Source organism: Salinispora sp. CH2A1_6 (genome assembly GCF_056820975.1).
The window spans coordinates 140672-159777 of record NZ_JBXEDG010000016.1 but is presented as its reverse complement, the minus strand read 5'-3'; the positions used below and the strand labels follow the sequence as shown (position 1 = coordinate 159777).

At 68.1% G+C, this 19106-nt stretch carries 24 protein-coding genes; 23 read left to right on the top strand and 1 reads right to left on the bottom strand.

The genetic code is table 11. The features are described 5' to 3' along the window. The first annotated feature begins 86 nt into the window (after positions 1-86). From AC1UKG_RS21650 to AC1UKG_RS21540, 23 genes are all read left to right on the top strand, one after another. Positions 87-728 (top strand): hypothetical protein, encoded by a 642-nt coding sequence (locus tag AC1UKG_RS21650; RefSeq protein WP_482643098.1) that lies wholly within the window; start codon positions 87-89, stop codon positions 726-728. After that, the gene (locus tag AC1UKG_RS21645; protein WP_482643099.1) at positions 725-1039 is read left to right on the top strand and encodes a hypothetical protein; all 315 of its coding nucleotides are present in this window, start codon (positions 725-727) and stop codon (positions 1037-1039) included. Before AC1UKG_RS21650 ends, AC1UKG_RS21645 begins: the two co-directional genes overlap by 4 nt. 163 nt (positions 1040-1202) lie before the next feature. Next, positions 1203-2345 (top strand): hypothetical protein, encoded by a 1143-nt coding sequence (locus AC1UKG_RS21640; RefSeq protein ID WP_482643100.1) that lies wholly within the window; start codon positions 1203-1205, stop codon positions 2343-2345. Between the two features lie 396 nt (positions 2346-2741). Then, positions 2742-3260, top strand: coding sequence for a hypothetical protein (locus AC1UKG_RS21635; RefSeq protein ID WP_482643101.1), 519 nt, complete (start codon positions 2742-2744; stop codon positions 3258-3260). After that, on the top strand, positions 3220-4884 hold the full coding sequence (locus tag AC1UKG_RS21630) for a hypothetical protein (RefSeq protein WP_482643102.1): 1665 nt from the start codon (positions 3220-3222) through the stop codon (positions 4882-4884). Before AC1UKG_RS21635 ends, AC1UKG_RS21630 begins: the two co-directional genes overlap by 41 nt. Positions 4885-4896: 12 nt before the next feature. Beyond that, positions 4897-5076 (top strand): hypothetical protein, encoded by a 180-nt coding sequence (locus AC1UKG_RS21625; RefSeq protein ID WP_482643103.1) that lies wholly within the window; start codon positions 4897-4899, stop codon positions 5074-5076. After that, entirely contained in the window at positions 5073-6245 is a 1173-nt protein-coding gene (locus AC1UKG_RS21620) for a phage portal protein (RefSeq protein WP_482643104.1), read from the top strand. Before AC1UKG_RS21625 ends, AC1UKG_RS21620 begins: the two co-directional genes overlap by 4 nt. Next, positions 6242-6907, top strand: coding sequence for an HK97 family phage prohead protease (locus AC1UKG_RS21615; protein ID WP_482643105.1), 666 nt, complete (start codon positions 6242-6244; stop codon positions 6905-6907). The genes AC1UKG_RS21620 and AC1UKG_RS21615 overlap by 4 nt, the downstream gene beginning before the upstream one ends. A gap of 157 nt (positions 6908-7064) precedes the next feature. Next, complete coding sequence (locus AC1UKG_RS21610) at positions 7065-8453, top strand: hypothetical protein (RefSeq protein WP_482643106.1); 1389 nt, start codon at positions 7065-7067, stop codon at positions 8451-8453. A gap of 67 nt (positions 8454-8520) precedes the next feature. Continuing rightward, the gene (locus tag AC1UKG_RS21605) at positions 8521-8736 is read left to right on the top strand and encodes a hypothetical protein (RefSeq protein WP_019901219.1); all 216 of its coding nucleotides are present in this window, start codon (positions 8521-8523) and stop codon (positions 8734-8736) included. 8 nt (positions 8737-8744) lie between these two features. Continuing rightward, complete coding sequence (locus AC1UKG_RS21600) at positions 8745-9317, top strand: head-tail connector protein (protein WP_482643107.1); 573 nt, start codon at positions 8745-8747, stop codon at positions 9315-9317. An 8-nt stretch (positions 9318-9325) separates the two neighbouring features. Next, positions 9326-9742: a hypothetical protein gene (locus AC1UKG_RS21595; protein WP_482643108.1), complete on the top strand. Its 417-nt coding sequence runs from the start codon at positions 9326-9328 to the stop codon at positions 9740-9742. A 13-nt stretch (positions 9743-9755) separates the two neighbouring features. After that, entirely contained in the window at positions 9756-10160 is a 405-nt protein-coding gene (locus AC1UKG_RS21590; RefSeq protein ID WP_482643109.1) for a hypothetical protein, read from the top strand. Positions 10161-10171: 11 nt separating this feature from the next. Further along, positions 10172-10507 (top strand): hypothetical protein, encoded by a 336-nt coding sequence (locus AC1UKG_RS21585; protein ID WP_482643110.1) that lies wholly within the window; start codon positions 10172-10174, stop codon positions 10505-10507. A gap of 153 nt (positions 10508-10660) precedes the next feature. Then, on the top strand, positions 10661-11071 hold the full coding sequence (locus AC1UKG_RS21580; protein WP_482643111.1) for an HK97 gp10 family phage protein: 411 nt from the start codon (positions 10661-10663) through the stop codon (positions 11069-11071). Further along, complete coding sequence (locus AC1UKG_RS21575) at positions 11071-12123, top strand: hypothetical protein (protein ID WP_482643225.1); 1053 nt, start codon at positions 11071-11073, stop codon at positions 12121-12123. The genes AC1UKG_RS21580 and AC1UKG_RS21575 overlap by 1 nt, the downstream gene beginning before the upstream one ends. A gap of 15 nt (positions 12124-12138) precedes the next feature. Next, the gene (locus AC1UKG_RS21570) at positions 12139-14916 is read left to right on the top strand and encodes a hypothetical protein (RefSeq protein WP_482643113.1); all 2778 of its coding nucleotides are present in this window, start codon (positions 12139-12141) and stop codon (positions 14914-14916) included. Between the two features lie 10 nt (positions 14917-14926). Beyond that, entirely contained in the window at positions 14927-15235 is a 309-nt protein-coding gene (locus tag AC1UKG_RS21565) for an H-type lectin domain-containing protein (protein WP_482643114.1), read from the top strand. A gap of 26 nt (positions 15236-15261) precedes the next feature. After that, on the top strand, positions 15262-15414 hold the full coding sequence (locus AC1UKG_RS21560; RefSeq protein ID WP_482643115.1) for a hypothetical protein: 153 nt from the start codon (positions 15262-15264) through the stop codon (positions 15412-15414). Continuing rightward, positions 15383-16201, top strand: coding sequence for a peptidoglycan-binding domain-containing protein (locus AC1UKG_RS21555; RefSeq protein WP_482643116.1), 819 nt, complete (start codon positions 15383-15385; stop codon positions 16199-16201). The genes AC1UKG_RS21560 and AC1UKG_RS21555 overlap by 32 nt, the downstream gene beginning before the upstream one ends. Positions 16202-16227: 26 nt before the next feature. Beyond that, positions 16228-16545, top strand: a complete 318-nt coding sequence (locus AC1UKG_RS21550) for a hypothetical protein (RefSeq protein ID WP_482643117.1) — start codon at positions 16228-16230, stop codon at positions 16543-16545. Then, on the top strand, positions 16542-16850 hold the full coding sequence (locus AC1UKG_RS21545; RefSeq protein WP_482643118.1) for a hypothetical protein: 309 nt from the start codon (positions 16542-16544) through the stop codon (positions 16848-16850). The genes AC1UKG_RS21550 and AC1UKG_RS21545 overlap by 4 nt, the downstream gene beginning before the upstream one ends. Positions 16851-17127: 277 nt before the next feature. Then, complete coding sequence (locus tag AC1UKG_RS21540) at positions 17128-18054, top strand: hypothetical protein (protein WP_482643119.1); 927 nt, start codon at positions 17128-17130, stop codon at positions 18052-18054. 595 nt (positions 18055-18649) lie between these two features. On the opposite strand, the gene AC1UKG_RS21535 is transcribed toward AC1UKG_RS21540, so the two are convergent. Further along, entirely contained in the window at positions 18650-18970 is a 321-nt protein-coding gene (locus AC1UKG_RS21535) for a hypothetical protein (RefSeq protein ID WP_482643120.1), read from the bottom strand. Between the last annotated feature and the right edge of the window lie 136 nt (positions 18971-19106).

Sequence of the window (19106 nt, the reverse complement as noted above, 5' to 3'; positions counted from 1 at the left end):
TAGCAGCTGGCGCGGCGGCGACTACGCGCCCACGTCCTAACCCCGGCCACCCAGACCCTGACCGTCGCTCGCTGAGAGGCCACGCTGTGACACCGCACCACCTGCACGCCACCGCCGCCGCCTGGTCCATCCACACCGCCAGACAGCAACTCGACGTGCTCGCCGCCACCGAGGCCCGGCACCGAGGCGACACCCTCACCGCCGCCGCCCCGATTCTGCGCAGCCCCATCCACGGCACCATCCACCCGATCGGCGGCCACGCCGACCCTGTCGCGACGCTGACCGCCGACCGGACCCCACCGCGCACCCAGACGTGGGCGCAGCGGATCCGACGCCTTCACGGCCGGCTGACCTGGCTCGCCGACATGTACCGTCTCCCGGCCGGCCGTGACCCGCTGGGGCGCATCCTCCACGCCCTACCCGCCCTCACCCTGCCGACCCGCACCCTCGGCCTGCTCGCCCTCCACCTCGCCGATGAGGACGAGCTGGCCCGCGGCTGGCTTAACCAGCCGCCCTACCGCACGCGGATCCCTGGCGAGTGCCCCGGATGCCGGCGACGCTCCCTGGAGGCGGCCACCGTCGGGCCCGCCGCCGCCCGCACCGTCGTATGCGCCGCCGACTGCCGGCACACCCCCGACTGCCGGTGCCCCGGGGGTGTGGAGGGCGTACGACACATCTGGCCACGGGCAGGCGTCCTCAGCGTGGTCAGAGATGCGGGGTACGCGTGAGCGACCGCTGCCCCGCCTGCCGCGCCCACCTGCCCGCCAGCGGCACCTGCACCGGCACTGCACCTCTCATCGAGCGCGACGGCCGCCACTACGGCACCGCCGCGCAGATCGCCCACCACCTCGGATACCTCGGGGACGTTTCCGAGGCCATGGTGGTCAACTGGCGGCGACGTGATGGCCTGACCTGCTACCGCTTCGCCCGCAGCGTCTACCACGCCCTCGACGACGCCGCGACCATCGAGCGCAACAAGCGGGTGTCGAAACGCGGTCGGGCACGTCAGCTTGACGCCATCCCGCTCCCTGCCGCATGATTTGATCAGTCACTCCCACTAGGCGGAGTGTGCCCAAAGCCCGGCCGGCCGACTCGCCGCCGGGCTTTCGCGTACCCAGGACCGGGACGCACGAGGGGAACTGCGGGCAGGTCACAGGCTGGGATGACCTGCCCGCACACCCACATCAGTACAGGGGGCGATCGTGACGTATCCGGCGAGTCTCGGTGCCCGCACCATCACCGGTGTCATCCTCACCGCCGATGGCGCCCCGGCCGCCGGAACAATCCGGCTGACGAGGGCCATCCCCCTACAAGGCCCCGCCGACGACATCACCATCCAGCCCGGCGCGCACACGGCCACACTCGACACCGCCGGCGCATACAGCCTTACCGTGCCCGTCTCGGACGACGACGACTGGTCGCCGTCCGGGTGGGCGTACACACTCGACGTGGACACCACCGCCTGGCGGTACCGGGCGGACATCACGATCCCCGCCGGCCCGCCCGCGAGCCTCGCCGACCTGGTACCGACGACCACCACGGCACCGGACCCGGCGAGTACCTACGTCACCAAAGCGTCGGTCGGAACCGCTACCGGCCCGGCTGGGCCCCTCGACGGCAGTGCGCTGCTTCCCGCCGGGCAGGTGCCTGATCTGTCCGGCACCTACACGCCGCGGGCCTACGTAGGCGCATCCACCGCACTGACCGCCCCGCTGCTGTCGGTGCGGTTCAGCGACGTACCCGGTGGTAGCGCCGTCAATTTGGCTGAGGCGCACATCACCATCGGCGGGCAGCTCAGACTTGCCGCGTGGCTCAACGAGGCCCTGCGCTATCGGGCCGAGCAGCAGCCGGGCGGGTTCGGCTACGACCACCTGATTACCTTGATCGCGAGCCACGCTACGGCTACTGGGGTGCTGATTCGGTTCGAGCGCCGCGACGGCGCCGACCAGCGTGTCACCACCGGCGGGATCGACCAGGACGGGCGGATCCAAACCAGCCTGTACGCCTGGCAGGCCATCACCGCTGTCGACCCCGACGCGACCGGCCGGTACAGCGAGGACACCAGTACCGGCGTCGCGCCCCTAGCCGTGCGCCGCGAAAGCGACGACCGGACCTGGCTGCGCGGCAGGATCGCCGTAACCTCCAGTGGCGCCAGCTCGGGGCATGTGGTGGCCACCCTGCCCGTCGGCCACGCACCGACCCACAGTCAACTGCTGTCAGTGCCCACCACCGGTGGTATCGCCGCCCCCTGCGAGGTGATGGCCTCCACCGGTGACATCGTGGTACGCCGCACCCAGGCCGGCGCGTACAGCCTCAGCTTTGACGGCCTCAGCTACGTGCGATGAGCCGGCACAGCGAGGACAGCTACGCCTACCGCAAGGCGAGGCGAGTGTTCCTCGCCGAGCACCCGGTGTGTTGGATCTGCGGGCACGGTGGTGCCAACCAGATCGACCATCGGATTCCCCGATCCCGCCGGCCCGTCGGCCGTCTGGAGGTATGGAATTGGGAGCCGTCGCACGGGCCGCGTCCCGATGGATCACCGGGGTGTGCGGTCTGCGCGACGAACTGCAACCAGAAACGCGGCACCGGTGGAGTGTCGGCGCCTGCCTTGTGGGTGACATCGCCGCATTGGTGATCTGTGTTTGCGCAGGTCAGGGCTGCTGTTTTTTAGTTTCCGGTGGGTCGACAACCCGCCGCCAAGTTGATTTTTTTCTCTCTCCCGGGACTGGGGGGACAGGTCGATGGAGCAGGAAGAGCCCTCGGTGAGTGAGCCGATCAGTGCGGTGGTCACCGTTGAGATCGGTGTGGCGCGGCGGGTTCGAGGCGCTACCCGGGATGAGGTGGCTGTCGCGGCGCGGGCCGCTGGTGCGCCGGCTGTGTTTACCGCGGCGGCGCTGCGGAACCTGGAGACGGGTAAGCGGGCTCCGAGTGTGGATGAGCTGGTGTGGCTGGCGGCGGCGCTGGAGGTGCCTGTGCCGCGGCTGCTCGGCGCGCACCGTGACCTGTTCGGTGCCGTATCGGCGTCGTCGGGGTGCGGGGCGGTTGAGTCGGCGACCCGCGAGTCGATGCGCGAGTTGGGTGACCTGGAGGGGCGGGAGCATCCGTTGGCGCAGGCGGCGTACGCGTTGGCGCGCAAGCTGGACACCGACGCCGGTATGGCCACTGCGGCGGTGTCGAAGGAGCTACGGGCGGCGCTGGCCGACATCTGGGAGGGCCGGGGTGCCGAGGACGAAGACGACGAGGAACTCGGGCCGTCCTGACCGGTACACGCCGTACGAGGTGCGGCTGCGGCCGGGAATGTCGTTGGCGGAGATCTGGGCGGCGTATGGGCTGACGTGCCCACCGCGGGTGGGTACCGTCCGTGACCCGTCTCGTCAGACGTACGGCGCGGCGGTGGCGCGGATCTCGGCCCAGTTGGGTATGCCGATGATGCCGTGGCAGCGGTACTGCGTGGATGTCGCGTTGGAGGTCGACCCGGACACGCAGGAGTTGGTGTATCGGGATGTGACCCTGTTGGTGCCGCGGCAGAGCGGTAAGACGTCGATTGTGCTCGGGGTGAAGGCGCATCGCGCGCTGGCGTTCCCACGGGCTGCTCGGCGGCACGCGCCGCAGCAGGTTGGCCGGCAGCGCATCCTGTATGCGGCGCAGAAGCGGCAGGACGCGCGGGACAAACTGATAGATGATCACCTACCGGTGTTGTTGGCGTCGCCGCTGGCGAACCGGTTCCGGCCCCGCCTACGGGGTGGGTCCGAGGCGTTGATCTGGGATACCGGTGCGATCGACGGGATCACCGCGAACACCGAAGACGCGGGGCACGGCAAAACCCTCGATCTGGGGGTGGAGGACGAGTTCTTCCACGCCGAGGATGCACGCCTGGAGCAGGCGTTCTCACCGGCGATGCTGACGCGGTGGTCACCGCAGCATTGGCGGGTGTCCACCGAGGGCACCGAGCGGTCGGCGTATCTCGCCGCGAAGGTGGAGTTGGGTCGTACGGTCGCCGCCGCCGGTGAGCGGTCCCCGATCTGCTACCTGGAGTGGTCGGAACTGACCGGCTCGTACGACGACCCAGGTACGTGGCTGCGATGTATGCCGGCGCTGTGCCCACGTCAGAGCGGCCCGTGCGTATGCGGGGTGGATGAGCAGGGCCGCCAGTGGTGGCGGCACACGGTGCGGCTGGACACGATCCGCGCCGAGATGGCCAAGTCCACCACCGTGGCCGACTTCGAGCGGGCGTATCTGAACCGGCGTCGTGGCGCGACGCCGCCTGCGGACCCGAACGTGCCGCCGGTGGCCCGCTGGAACGAACTGATCGACATACGGCAGACGCCGGGGGATGTGGTGGCGTTCGGCGCGGCGTGTGACTGGCAGGGCACCCAGGCCGCGATCGTCGCGGCGTGGCCGGGCGTGGGCGGGGTGAAGCATCACCTGCGGGTGATCGAGTACAAGCCGGGCATTGACTGGCTACCAGGACGGGCGCAGGCCCTCAGCCAGCGGTGGGCGCCAGTCGCGTGGGGTGTGGACCTCGCCGGAGGGCCGACCAGGCAACTCAAGCAGCCGCTGGCCGACGAGGACATCCGGTTGCCGACCGGCGTGCAGCCGCGGCGGGGGGATGTCGCGTCGCCGTTGGTCAGTGACACCGCCGCGTACACGGGGACGTTGCTAGCCGAGGTCCGTGACGCGACGCTGCGGCATGAGGGTCAGGCGGCGTTGACCGACGCGTACACGGTGGCCCGCACGAAACCCTCCGGTGACGTGTGGCTGCTCGACCGCAAGGCCAGCGGGAACGTGGTGTGCCTACAGGCGGCGATCACCGCCCTGTTCGCGCTGGAAACCCGTAAGCACCTGGCCGACGACGACTACGACGTTTCCGAATCGTTCGGATAGGGATGGTGTGCCGTGCTGCGTGATGGGGTGACGCTCGGCCTGGACCTGCTCGGCTTGCTGCTGGTCGCCGCTGGTGTCGGTGTCGCCGTCGCGGCGCTGGCCGGCACCGGCGCGGGCATGGTTGTTGCTGGTGTGGTGGTGCTGGCCGGACGGTGGTGGGCCGACCGCCGCAACCCGAGGGTTGAGCCGTGAGTTTGTTCGGCCGCCACAAGCGGGCGGCGACCATCACCACCCCCGAAGAACTGCTGGGTGAGCGCACCAGCCGGCGTACCGGCGGCCCGCTGGTCACGAACGCGACCGCGTTGCGGCACTCGGCGGTGTGGGCGTGTCTGACGCTCCGCGCCGACCTCATCTCCACGATGCCGGTGGACGTGTTCCGCCGCGTCGGCGGGGTGCAGGTGCAGGTGCCGACACCGCCGGTACTGATGCTCCCTGGTGGTGACCGGGTCGACATCCAGGAGTGGCTGTGGTCCACCCAGTTCGACCTTGACCGGGCCGGCAACGTGTTCGGCGTCATCACCCAGCGGTCCGCGCTGGGGCTGCCGGCGCACATCGAGCTGGTGGCCCTGTCGGATGTGTCGGTGCGGGCGTCCGGCGCCCAGATCACCGAGATACGCATCGGCGGTGAGCAGTTTACCGGCGCGCGGCTGGCCGATGTGTGGCATGAGCGGCAGTATGTGGTGGCGGGTTTGCCGCTGGGGTTGTCCCCGGTCGCCTACGCCGCCTGGTCGCTGGAGGAGTCGCTGTCGGCGCAGCGGTTCGCCCTGGACTGGTTCGGCGGATCCGCTATCCCGATGGCCGAGCTCACCAACACCGCCAAGAAGATCAACAAGGATGAGGCGCGGGTCGCCAAAGACGCCTACCGGGCCGCGGTGGACAACGGTGACCTGTTCGTGCACGGCAACGACTGGGAGTACAAGCCCATCCAAACCGTCGCGGCATCCTCGGAGTTCCTACGGACCCGCGAGTTCGGGCTGACCGACATCGCCCGGTTCTTCGGCGCCCCGGCCGACCTGATCGACGCCGCGGTGTCCACCGGGTCGATCACCTACGCCAGCATCACACAACGCAACCTCCAATTTCTGATCATGAAGTTGGGTCCGGCTGTCACCCGACGGGAAACCGCGTTGTCCCGGCTGACCGCGCGTCCCCGGTTCGTCAAACTCAACCGGTCCGCGCTGCTAGCCATGGACCCAGCCGCCCGCGCCGCCACGATCAAAACGAGGCTAGACGCGCGGGTACTCACGCCAACTGAAGCACGGCAGTTGGATGACCTGCCGCCCCTGACCGACGCCGACCTGGCCGAGTTCGACCGGGTGTACGGCACCCCCCGCACACAGCCGACGGAGGCGAAAACATGACCACCACCACCGGCGCCGCCGCGGCTGCCGCGCAGCGGGCGCAGCACGTGCGGCAACGCGCCGACCGGCCCTCCCAACGCCGCTGCGCGCCGCAGACCGGATCCCGGCCAGCGACACGCGCACGACTGGCCGACATACACCTACGCGACGCCGACGGCACAACGCAGGTGGAGTTCACCGGTCACGCCTCAGTCACCGAGCGGGCCTACGAGATGTGGGACTCCTACGGCCCGTACACCGAGGTCATCACCCATAGCGCGTTCGATGCCACTCTCGCCCGCCCGGACCTGGACGTGCCGCTGGTACTCGGCCACGACCAGCTACGCCGTATCGCCCGCACCACCACCGGCACGCTCGACCTGTCGATCGACGACGGTGGGCTGCTGGTGACCGCCCGCCTAGACCCCACCGACGCCGACGTGGCCTACATCGCCCCGAAGCTACGCGCCCGCCTCGTCGACGAGATGTCGTTCGCGTTCCGCATCGAGTCGGGCACCTGGTCGCCGGACTGGACCCAGTACCGCATCGACCAGGTCGACATCCACCGCGGCGACGTGGCGATCGTCGGCTACGGGGCGAACCCCGCCACCGACGCCGCCCTGCGCCAGCGCGGCGACGCCCGGGCGCGGGCGCTGCTGGAACTCGCCATCGCCGGAGGCTAACCAGCCCCGATCACCAGAGCACCTGTCGCCCGCGCGGGCGTCGGGTACCTCGCCCTGCTCTGCCTCGCACGAGCCCACCCGGCGCTACCGCCTCGGGTGGCCGTCTGACCTGGACCGGGCGCCACCGATCACTCACCACCACAAGGGAGTCATGAGCATGACGCTCACCGAGATGATCGCCCGGGCGCGGGACACGCTGCGCACGGCGATCACCACCCGCCAGGCCGCCCAGGACCAGCTTATGGCGCTGCGGCAGGACCCGAACCTGACCGAGGACGCTGTCACCGCCCGCCGGCAGACCCGAGACGACGCCGACGCCGCGGTTACCCGCGCCGAGGCCGACCTCGCCGAACTGCTCGCCGAGCAGCGCCGCGAAGACGAGATCGCCGAACTCGCCGCCCGCACCGAGACCACCGGCGCCCGACCCCCGGCCTACGACCAGGTGGCCCGCGTCGGCGCCGAGGAGCGCACCTACCGGCGAGACCAGGACCCGCGCGGCGCCGGCTTCGAGCGTGACGTGGCCGCGATGTTCGTGGGTGACTTCGCCGCCCGGGACCGCCTGTCCCGGCACATGGCCGAAGAGCAGGTCGAGCGCGGCCAGCACATCCGCGCCATCGGCACCGGCGCGTTCGCCGGCCTGACCGTGCCGCAGTACCTGACCGACATGTACGCCCCGGCCGCCGCCGCCGGCCGCCCGTTCGCCGACGCGATCCGCCGCCACGACCTACCGGCGCAGGGCATGACGGTGAACATCTCCCGAATCACCACCTCCACCGACACCGACCTGCAACCGTCCGAGAACGCCGCAGTGACCGAACAGGACGCCGACGACACCCTGCTGACGATCACCGTGCAGACCAACGCCGGGCAGCAGACCATGTCGCGCCAGTCGATCGAACGCGGCGCGGGCACCGAACCGGTCATCCTCGACGACCTGTTCCGCCGCTACGCCACCCGACTGGGCTCCACCCTGCTCAACCAGGCCAGCACCGGCCTGTCAGCCACCGCCACCGCCGTCACCTACACCTCCGGCGCCCCGGCCACCGCCGAGCTGTACCCGCGGGTAATCGAAGCCCTGTCCGGAGTGGAAGCCGCGCTGCTGGACCAGGCATCCGGCGAGAACATCGCGGTGATGCACTCCCGCCGCTGGTACTGGATGCAAAACGCCATGGGCACCTCGTACCCGCTGATCACCCAGCCCGGCATCGTCGCGCAGACCCTCGGCGCGAACTACGCCACCGCCTACGGGCGCGGCGTCCGCGGCATCCTGCCCAACGGCACCCCCGTGATCGTCGACAACAACATCGCCACGACCCTCGGCACGGGCACCAACGAGGACGAGATCTACCTCGTCGACCGCAACGAGTGCCACCTGTGGGAAGACCCGAACGCCCCGATGTACATCCGCGCCGAGCAGGCCAAAGCCGCGTCCCTGGGTGTCCTGCTCGTCGTGTACGGCTACCTCGCCTACACCCACTCCCGCTACACCCACGCCCACAAGGTCGCCGGCACCGGCCTGGTCACCCCAACCTTCACCGGCGCCTAGCCCCACGCTCGGCTGGGCGCACCAGCGGTACGCCCAGCCGAGCACCACCAATCGAACGGGAGCAGCGATGGACACGTTGAACGATCCGAACCCCGCCGGCACCATCGCCGGTCTGGCCGCCGAACGCGCCGCGCTGACCCGCGCCACCGCCAAGGCTGACGAACCGATCAAGAAGCGCTACACCGACCGGATCGCCCTGATCGACGAGCAACTCAAACTTCGCGGCCACGGCTCCAAGACCCCGCCGGCTGGCCGGCAAAGCCCACCGCGGCAGAGAACCTGAGGCGACCCATGAACTACGTGGATCTCGTCATGCTGAAGAACTACCTCGGCGTCACCACCACCTCAACCGATGGCCTACTCAACCAGGCAATCCACACCGCGTCCCGATGGATCGACCGGCACTGCGGCCGACGCTTCCACACCGACGCCGGCACGGCGCGGGTTGCGGTGGTGCCGCTACGACACCGTGTCATCGGCGACCCCCACCCCGGGCAGTCACAACTGCTCGTCGACGACATCGCCACCACCACCGGGCTGACCGTCGAACTCGGTAGAGCCCCGTCCACGTGGTCCAGCTACACCAGCTGGTACGCCGACGACCCCAAACCGGGCTGGCCCGTGACCGTCCTACGGGGCACCTGGTCAGGCACCCACACCCGGATCACCGCCGTGTGGGGATGGCCGGCGGTCCCCGACGAAGTCACCCAAGCCGCGCTCCTGCAAGCAGCACGGCTACACCAGCGCAGATCCAGCCCCGAGGGCATCGCCGGCTCGGCCGACTGGGGGTCGATGCGGGTAGCCCGCATCGATCCGGACGTTCACGCCCTGCTCTCCCCGTTCGTCCTGCCCGCATTCGCATAGGAGCAGCCGTGGACATCGCCGACGTGATGCGCGACATCGCCGCCCGACTCGCCACCATCGACGACTCATGGTCGGTCTACCCGTACCCGCCAGGCACCGTGTCGGCGCCGGCCGCGGTGGTCTCCTACCCCGACACCTACACCTACGACGCCACCTACGGCCGCGGCAGTGACGAGCTGACCCTCACCGTCGCCCTGGTCGCCGGCCGCGTGCACGACGAGTCCACCCGCGACCAGCTATCCACCTGGCTCGCCGGCACCGGCGACACCTCGGTCAAGGCCGGTCTCGAAGCAGACGAGGGCACCTACACCGCGTTCGACTCCATCCGCGTCGCCGGCGTGGAGTTCGACAGCGCGACCATCGGCAGTAACACCCACATGGTCGCGCTAGTTGAGATCCGGATCGCAGGCCCAGGCGGACAGTGAAGGGAACAAAGATATGGCCCGCGTGCACAGTAAACACACCTACGTATCACTGGCGGGAAATGACCTGTCGCAGTACCTGAATGATTCGGACTGGACGAGGTCCACGGACGTTCGGAAGTTGACCACCTACGGCAGCGACAATGAGGTCTATGCCGGCGGTCTGGGCGATGGGTCAACCGACCTGTCGGGCACCTACGACAACGCTGCCGTTACCGGGCCCCGGGCGGTTATTGAGCCGCTGATCGGCACTAATGCCGTTTTCGTATACCGCCCCGAGGGCACCGGCACCGGCCGACCGGAAAGATCGGTTGATGTCGTTGTGGGCGAGTATAAAGAGACGCATCCGGTTGCCGATTTCGTGATGTGGACGGTCAAGTTTCAGCATTCCGGCGACGTCACCTACTCCACCCAGGCATGACAGGAGAGGCCATGGCACATCTGACCCGCGACGAGATTCTTGCCCGCAAGACCGGTAAGGGCATCGCTACCCTTCCTGATGGTTCGACGGTTGGCATTCGCGGACTGACCCGTGACGAGGTCCTAGCCTCCAATGACAAGGCGACGCTGACCGACCGTGACAATTTCATTGTCGCTACGGGCATGACCGCCCCAAAAATGACCGAGGAAGAGGTGGCGGCCTGGGGCGCGTCCGGTGACGCCGGGGACCTCGTTGCCGTTTCCGAGCAGATCGCCAAGCTGTCCGGGCTGCTCAGTGGGGCGGACAAAGAGGCGATGCAGACCTTTCGAGACGGATCCAACGACTGAGTTTGAGTTCTTTCTCGCGCAGAAGTTGGGCCGCACTGTCGCCGAGCTGCGCGCGGGAATGAGTAATTACGAGTTTGTGCAATGGGGCGTTTACTACGCCCGTAAAGCTCAGCGAGAAGAGTTGGAACGGCTGAAAGCGGAAGGGAGTATGCGGTGATTGACCCGATCAAGATTGACGGACTCGCAGCGTTTACCCGCAACCTCCGCAAGCTCGACGGCGACCTGCCGAAAACGCTGCGCGTAGCTATGAATGATGCCGCCCAGGTCGTCGTGGACTGGGCGCGTCCACGCGTGCCGCGCCGGTCCGGGCGGGCGGCTCGGTCACTGCGTACCGCCTCAACCGGGCGGGCGGTCCGGGTGCGCGCTGGTGGGGCACGGGTGCCCTACTACCCGTGGCTGGACTTCGGCGGACGGGTCGGCCGTGGCCGGTCTATTCGTCGCCCATTCCGCCGGGAAGGGCGGTACCTGTGGGCCGGCTACAGCAGCAATCGCGATCAGGTTCGCCGCGTTACTGAACGAGCGCTACTGGACGCCGCGAAATCTGCTGGGGTGGAGGTCGACTAATGGCCGGCAACACCGTCACGATGACCTTCGCGGGCGATTCGGCGCAGCTTGAATCCGCATTCGACCGGGTGGGTTCCGCCGCCCGGTCAATGGACCGTGATGTCCGCGCATCGGCGGACGGATTCGATCGCGTCGGCCAAGCCGCCGACGACGTAGACACCCGGGCGATGGGTTTCCGCGACACTCTGACCGGTGTTCAGGACGGCATGGAGGGCGTGCGCGTCGCCCAGGACGGAATTGGATTTGAGGCGCTGCTGTTGATGGGTTTCGCCATTGGCGACCTGGCCTCCGGCCTCTACAACTTCCTGATCCCAGCCATGAAATCGGGTGTGCGTTGGCTGCGAGCAACGCGGGTCGGAACTCTCGCCGCCGCCGCAGCACAAAAAATTGCCGCAGTCGGCTCGAAGATTTGGGCCGGCGCGCAATGGCTACTCAACGCGGCGATGACCGCCAACCCAATCGGCCTCGTTGTTGTAGCGATCGGAGCCCTGGTCGCCGCCGTGGTGTGGGTCGCTACTAAGACAACCTGGTTTCAGGATCTTTGGCGGGCAGTGTGGGGGCGTATCGGTGGGCCGGTAACGGCGGCATGGAACGGGATAAGGCGAGTTACCGGCCGCGCTATTTCTTGGTATCTCAGCCTGCCAGGGAGGATCGGCCGCGCATTCGCCCGGGTAGGTAACCTGATTTCTCGTCCATTCATAGCCGGTTTCCGCGCTATCGCGCGAGCGTGGAATAGGACAGTGGGTCGTCTGTCTTGGACGGTACCCGGATGGGTTCCTGGTATCGGCGGACGAGGCGTTTCGGCGCCGCGGCTGCCCACGTTCCACACCGGCGGTCTGGTGCCCGGTAGCCCCGGACAGCAGGTGCCGATTATGGCTCTGGCGGGTGAGCGGGTGCTGCCGCCCGGTCGGTCCGGCGGCAGCCTCACCATTCGCGTCCAGGCGGGGACCGGAGCGCCCATGGAGCGGGCGTTCGCCGACATGTTTCTCGGCCTGATCCGGACCGGGGTGATCCGGCTTGTGGTTGAGCAGGGCCGGGTTCGTCCGGCTTGACGGACAGGAGTGCTCATGGCGTTTCCCGCCGATCCGCTGGACGCGAGGGTCGAGTTGGACGTGGGTGGTTGGACGGACATCACCAGTGATGTCCTGACCGGCCACGGTCCAATAGTGATCAGCCGTGGGCGCATGTCGGAGGGTTCCGAGGCGGCGCCGACGCAGGTGTCACTGTCGATCCGTAACACCACCGGCGCCTACAGCCCGCGGAACCCGACCGGCCCGCACTACGGCGTGATCGGCCGTAACACGCCGCTGCGGGTGCGGGTGGGGCCACCGTTACAGGCCGCGAGTTTCCGTGGCCTGACCCCCGGGGAGAGTCTGTCCACGCCGGATCATGCGTCGCTGCGGATCGTCGGGGACCTAGACGTGCGGTTCGACTGCCTCGCCGACTGGTTCACCGGTGCCTCAATGGACTTGGGTGGCCGGTACAACACCAGTGGTGACAACCGGTCGTGGGCCGCCTTGGTGGGCAGTGACGGGCGGTTGACCATCACGTGGTCGCCTGACGGCACCTTCGGCGCCCGCCGGGCGCTGAAGGCGTCCGTCGCGGCCAGCCCGCCGTCGCACGGCCGGCTGGCTGTGCGGATCACCCTCGATGTCGACAACGGCGCCGGCGGCGTCACCGCCCGCTTCTACCAAGCGAGTCAGGGCCTGGCTGGCCCGTGGACGCAGGTGGGCGGTGATGTCGTCGACGCCGGGACGTCGTCCATCTTCGCCGGTACCGCGGCGCTGGAGCTTGGTCACGTGCCGGGGATCGTGACCGGCCCGCTTGCCGGCGACCTGGTCGCCGCCCAGGTTCGTGACGGTATCGACGGGCCGGTGGTCGCCAACCCTGACCTCAACACCGTGCCTGACCTGACCGCGCAAACATTCACCGACGGTGCCGGACGGCTGTGGACGGTCGCGCCGACCGTTGACCTGGTCGACCGGTCCGCGCGGGCGGTCGTGGAGGTGTCCAGCTGGCCGCCCCGCTGGGACCGCTCCGGCACCGACGTGTGGGTGCCGGTGCAGGGTGCCGGGGTGCTACGCCGCCTGACTCAGGGCGCGGCGTCGCTGCGGTCGCCGGTCTACCGCACGTTTATCGCCTACGCCCCGGCGGCGTACCTGCCGCTGGAGGACGGCGCGGCGTCCGCGCGGCCCGCCAGTGCCGCCGACGGCATCGCCTACGGCGATGCCCAGGATGTGGAGTTCGGCGTTGATCCCGGCGCCGCGTTCGGTGGCACCGCCGCCGCCGCGCGGATGACCACCACCACGGCGTCCATTTCGACACCCGTGCGGGCCGGCACCGACGCATCCGGGCACTGGTCAGTCGGGTTCTACATGCGCCTGGCCGGCCCGCCGTCCGGCGGTGACCAGCTGGTGATGCGGGTCCGCGTCGCCGGCGGGTCGGTCGCCCGGTATGAGCTGTCGGTGACCGACGGCTCGTACTGGTGGCGGGCCTACGACGCCGCCGGCGTCCTGGTGGGCGACCGTAACGTCTTGTACGGCACCGGCGCTGAGCCGACCGGTTGGGTGGCCCACGCCCTCGACGTGCAATCGGATCCGGCCGGTACCCGGTGGGCGGGTGTGTGGCACGGCGTCGGCGACACCAATTTCTGGGCGACGGTGCCCGGCGGTGAAACCCTGGCCGGCCCGATCGGCGCGGTTACCTCGGTGGAGCTGCTCGGCAACGATCACACCAACGGCGCACTCTTTGGGCATCTGATCGTCACCCCGATCGAGTTGCCGTTCGTGCGCACCGAATTTCGGATCGTGTCTACTGGCTTCGATTCCGAGTACGCCGGGGAGCGGATCCGCCGCCTGACCGCCGAGGCTGGCGTAGCCCTGGAGGTGGTCGGAGACACCACCCTCACCGAGCTATGCGGCCCGCAGCGGGCAGCGCCACTGGTCGAACTACTACAAGCCGCGGCCCGCGTCGACGGCGGGATCCTGGCCGAGTCCCGCTCCCTGCTCGGGCTGTCCTACCGGACCCGACGCAGCCTCTACAACCAAACACCCTTGCCGATCAGCTACACGGACGGACACATCAGCGAACCCTTCGAGCCCGTCGACGACGACAACGGGATCGTCAACGACGTGACCGTGACACGCCCAGGCGGGTCCTCGGCGCGAGCAACCGCTACCAGCGGCCCCCTGTCCACCGCGGCGCCGCCGCTCGGAGTCGGCACCTACGACACGTCGACCCAGCTGGACGTGTCCGACGACCGGCAGCTACCCGACCAAGCGGGCTGGCGGCTGCACCTGGGCACCGTCGACGAGGCCCGATACCCCACCATCCGCGTCGACCTGGCCGCGCCCGGCTACGACAGCGACCTCACCGCGGCCGTCGCCGCCGTTGACGCCGGTGACGTCCTGGCGCTGTCTGACCTGCCGCCGTGGCTACCGCCCGGCCCTACCTCGGTGATGGTGCAGGGCAGCACCGAGGTACTCGACACCTACCGGTGGGACATCACCCACACCGGCACCCCCGGCTCACCGTGGGACGTCGCCGTCGTCGACGGCCCGCAACGGGTCGGCGCGGACGGCTCCACCATCGCGGCCGTATCCGATACCGCACTGACGGTGACGATGACCTCGACCACCGAAAACGGCGCGTGGACAACAGACGCCGCGGACTTTCCGCTGGACTTATTGATCGGCGGCGGGGAACGCGTCACCGCCACCGGCATCACCGGCACCGGACTCACCCAAACCGTGGCCCTGTCCGCGCGGGCCGTCAACGGGGTGAGTAGGGCGTGGCCGGACGGCACGGAGGTGCAGGTGTGGGATCCCGCAGTGGTGCCCCTATGAGGAGGACAGCATGACGCACTGGCAATCCGGCATGTTCCTCACCCCGGCCCGGCTGGGGGAGCAGGAGAGCGGGCAGGTCGAGGTGTCATTTACCGACCTGACAATTTACACAGAATCCGTGACGTTCGATCAGCCATTCGCGTCGGCGCCTCATGTGTCGACGCAAATCGTCAGCGGCAGCGGTGCCGCCGCCCGCTGGGAATCCCGGCCCATCAACATCACCGCCAGCGGATTCACCCTATTTGTTTACCGCGGGGATGGTGTCAGCTCCCCGAGCACCTGGGACGACATTCCCGTCCAATGGATTGCCGTTCTTTAACGACCACTCCGATATCAGGAGCACCTATGCCCACCAATCCCCATCCAACCCCCGACGAGAGCCCGGAGCAGCACATCGGCGAACAGATCCCCGATCCGTGGATCGATTCCGAGCAGACCGACTGGCCAATTGTGGAGGTGAACACCGATGGCGTGGACCGTGGTACCGAACCTGGATGAGGCACGAGACCAGCTAACCGAGCGGTTCCCCGATCGGGACACCAGATCGGACGGTTCGATCGGCGATGCCGCCCACCAGAGCTACCCGTCGTCGCACAACCCGGACCGGACCGGCCGTCCGGAGTACCGCGACGGCGACCAGCTCGACGAGGTACGGGCCCGGGACTTCGACGCCGACCTGCACGACCCGGGCGGGGTCACGATGGAGCAGGTCGTGCAGCTGTGGGTGACACTCGCCCGATCGGGTGCGCTGTGGTGGGTGCGGTACATCATCTACCAGGGCCGGATCTGGCACCGCCGGCACAACTTCGCCACCCACGCGTACACCGGGTCGAATCGGCACACGACCCACTGCCACGTGAACTCGGACTTCACCCAGGCCGCGGACACGGTGCGGGGTACGGACTGGCGGCTCGACCAGCTCGGCACGCCGGCGCCGGTGACGCCACGGCCGGCTCCCGGCCCGGTGGTGGCGTTCCCTCTGCCGAGTGGCTACTACTTTGGCTCCCGTAGCGGAGGGAACAGGTCGGTGTCGGGCTACTACCGGCGAAAATTCGCCGGCAAGACCGACCGGCAGTGGCTGGCCGCCTGGACCAAACAGCTCACCCGCCGAGGCTGGCCCGCCGGCAAGGGCAAGCGGTACCTGCGCAAGACCGGCGCCGATGGCCTGTATGGGCCGGAGTACCGGGAGCTGATCAAGGCGTTCCAGGCCGACCAGGGGCTCCGCGTGGATGGGCTGCTGGGCCGTAAGACGTGGGAAGCCGCCTACCGCAACCCGGTTACCTGACCGGCTACGCACCTCAGGAGTCCGCGGTGGAGAAACTGCTCTACATCTCGGCGGTGATCGCCGCTGTCGGCGCCGCCGCGGAGGTGCTTCGCCGCGCCGGCCGCGGGACGCTGAGCACCAGCCGCAAGCTGGCCAGGCTCGCCGATGACCTGATGGGCGAGCCGCCCCGCGCCGGCCTACCCGACGGCCGCCCGGGGCTCATGGCCCGGGTCGGCCGGATCGAATGCCGCCTTGACGCCCTGGAGGAGCTACGCCCCAACGGCGGCCAGTCACTCAAGGACCAGGTCGGCCGAATCGCCGAGCAGGTCGGCGCCGACACCACCCCCGAGAGGAAACCCCAATGACGCACGACTACCTAATCAGCCTCATCCGTACCGTCGTCCCCGCCGCCGTCGGCGCCCTCCTCGCGTGGCTCGCCTCGGAGGCGGGGATCGTGCTCGACGCCGACTCGTCCACCGCCCTCACGGCCGGTGTGGTGGCGCTGGCGATGGCCGGCTACTACGCCCTCGTCCGGGTCGCCGAGGCACGCTGGCCGTGGCTTGGTGTGCTGCTGGGTACGCCGACCGCGCCCCGATATGAGGCAGCGGGACACCCTTGTCCCACCCGGAGCCGTAGGAACGAGCCCGACGGCGGGACCGGGGGCGGATAGCTACTCCCCGCAGCCCTGACCCTGTTGACGAAATAGTTATAGAGGGCGGCTGCTTGGCCGGCCCACGTAAGTCCTATTTAGGATGATATGCCTGGCCATCCTCTTAGGAGCTTGCAAGGGGCTTGAACCTTCTGTAGGGTTTGCCGCCTGTCATCACCGGATGTCACCTATCACTCCTATTGTGGCGCTGATGACAGGGCAGGGGATTTACGGGATTTCGGACGATGAAGTCCCATAAACTCCGTCTCTTATTGCGAGATGAAGGAGAAGTGCGTACGTGAATGCAAGTAGGGGAAAACTCGGCACGGTGTTTTCCATTGTCTTGGCCGGCGTCATGGGAGCTACCTACTCACCATCTGTCGCTTTCGCCGACGAAGCTACGAGCCTGGACAAACTGGTTACCCGCGCCGAAGCCGCCGTTGGAGCCACGGCGGCCCCCGTCGGCGGAGCTTCGACGATCCAGACTGAGGGAAATAGGATCAATGTCGCCCTGCGTGGAAACAAGACCCTGACCATCGGCCTGCCGAACACCGATGGCGCTGACGCGTGGAGCCACACTCCGAGGGGTGCCCTAACGGGTGCCCAGAAGACCGAGAGCGTGGTCGATGTTGTGGAACCCGCACAGAACGGCGTGCGGGTTCTCTCGGTAATCGAGGATTCGTCCGCCCCATCGGAGTTTGTCTACGAAGTTTCGCTTGGAGCTGGTTCTGAGCTGAGGCTGGACAAGACTACAGGTGCTGGTGCTGTGATCAGCGCAGACCAGGAGCGCGGGGTTGCGATCTCTCCGCCATGGGCTGTCGACGCCAATGGTGTCGACGTGCCGACGCACTACGAGGTGCGTAACGGCAAGTTGGTTCAGGTGGTTAGCCACACCGAGCGCAGCTACGCCTACCCAATTGTGGCGGACCCGACATGGAATGATCGCTGGTTTGGTGGCGAGATTATCTTTAGCCGAAGTGAGACGGCCGCTATCGCTGCCGGCGGTGCAGGCGCTGCAACCACGATCCTGGCTGGTTGTGCGTGGATCCCGGTGATCGGGAATACGACCTGCGGTACGATCGGTGTCACCCTGGGCCTGGCCGCTTCATATTTTACTGCCATGTACGCTGGTGGCAAGTGTGCTAAGTTCCACTACTACGTCATACCATTCAGTTTGGTGCCCGTTCCGGGCGGACAGACGGTGGGGAGTGTCGGCTGCTACTGACAGCAGTCCGCCCTCCTGAAAGGAGTGCGGGATGGATCGACTGAACCGCATTGCCAGGGTCCTCATATTGGCCGGGGGTACCCTATGGTTCACCTCTATGGCTCTAAACGGATTTAGGGTATCCTGGTTTTCCTTTGCGCTGCTCGGAGTAGTCATAATCGGTGGTGTTCTCATAATTGTCGATGGAGAACTGAAAAAGCGGCGGGAGCGATAGGGATATCCCACCAGGAGGGGATCCTGCCCCCGGGTCGACCAGGCAGGTCGATGTGCGCTCGACTGATAGCGCTTTGAGCAAGAAGTGTGTGAGTAGATCCATGTGGAGGTGGCCGGGCTAGGCGAGGGGACCCGCCTAGCCCGGCCCTTCTCTTACTGCTGCGCTCACGGCATGAGGGCCTTCCCCGCGTCCCTGGCCGTAGCGTGTTGGGTTTAGCCGAACGTGCACCTGCACGATCACGGATGTCCCCACCGACGCGGGATGATCCTTCGCTAAGCGCTCGGTGCGTTCTGTGGGATCTACTTGTTCCCGCCCACGCGGGGCAGACCATAGCGCCCCGCCTGGCCTCACGGCCGGGCGGGGCGCTTCGTCGTGCCCGGGCTATCCCGTGCGCTCTTCAAGATCCGCGCACAGCTCGGCGTACGCCTCAGCCAGCACCGCGTCAACCGTCTTCGGCGCCCACGGCTGACCGCACCCGAGGTAGGCGCGGGTTTGCGCGTCCTCCCGGGACAGTGTCGGCTCGCCCGACGGGGCCAGGTCTAGGTACACCTCGTACGGATCGACCGTGTCCGCGGCCGGCGTTGCGGAGGGTGGCGCCTGTGATGGTGTCTCTGTAGCGGCCAGGAAGAGGCCCGTGCCAGCGATGCCGGCACCCAGTGCAGCTACTGCCACAGCAGTGATCACGATTCGTGTGCGGGTCACTACCGCACCGTACGACCGGCCGTCAAACCAGGCCGCCGTGACACGCGCCGGACATGGGGCGCATCAGCCGGGACTACGACACGGTGCGGCCCCGCCCTCCCAGGTCGGGAGGGCGGGGCCGTCTGCTGTCACATGG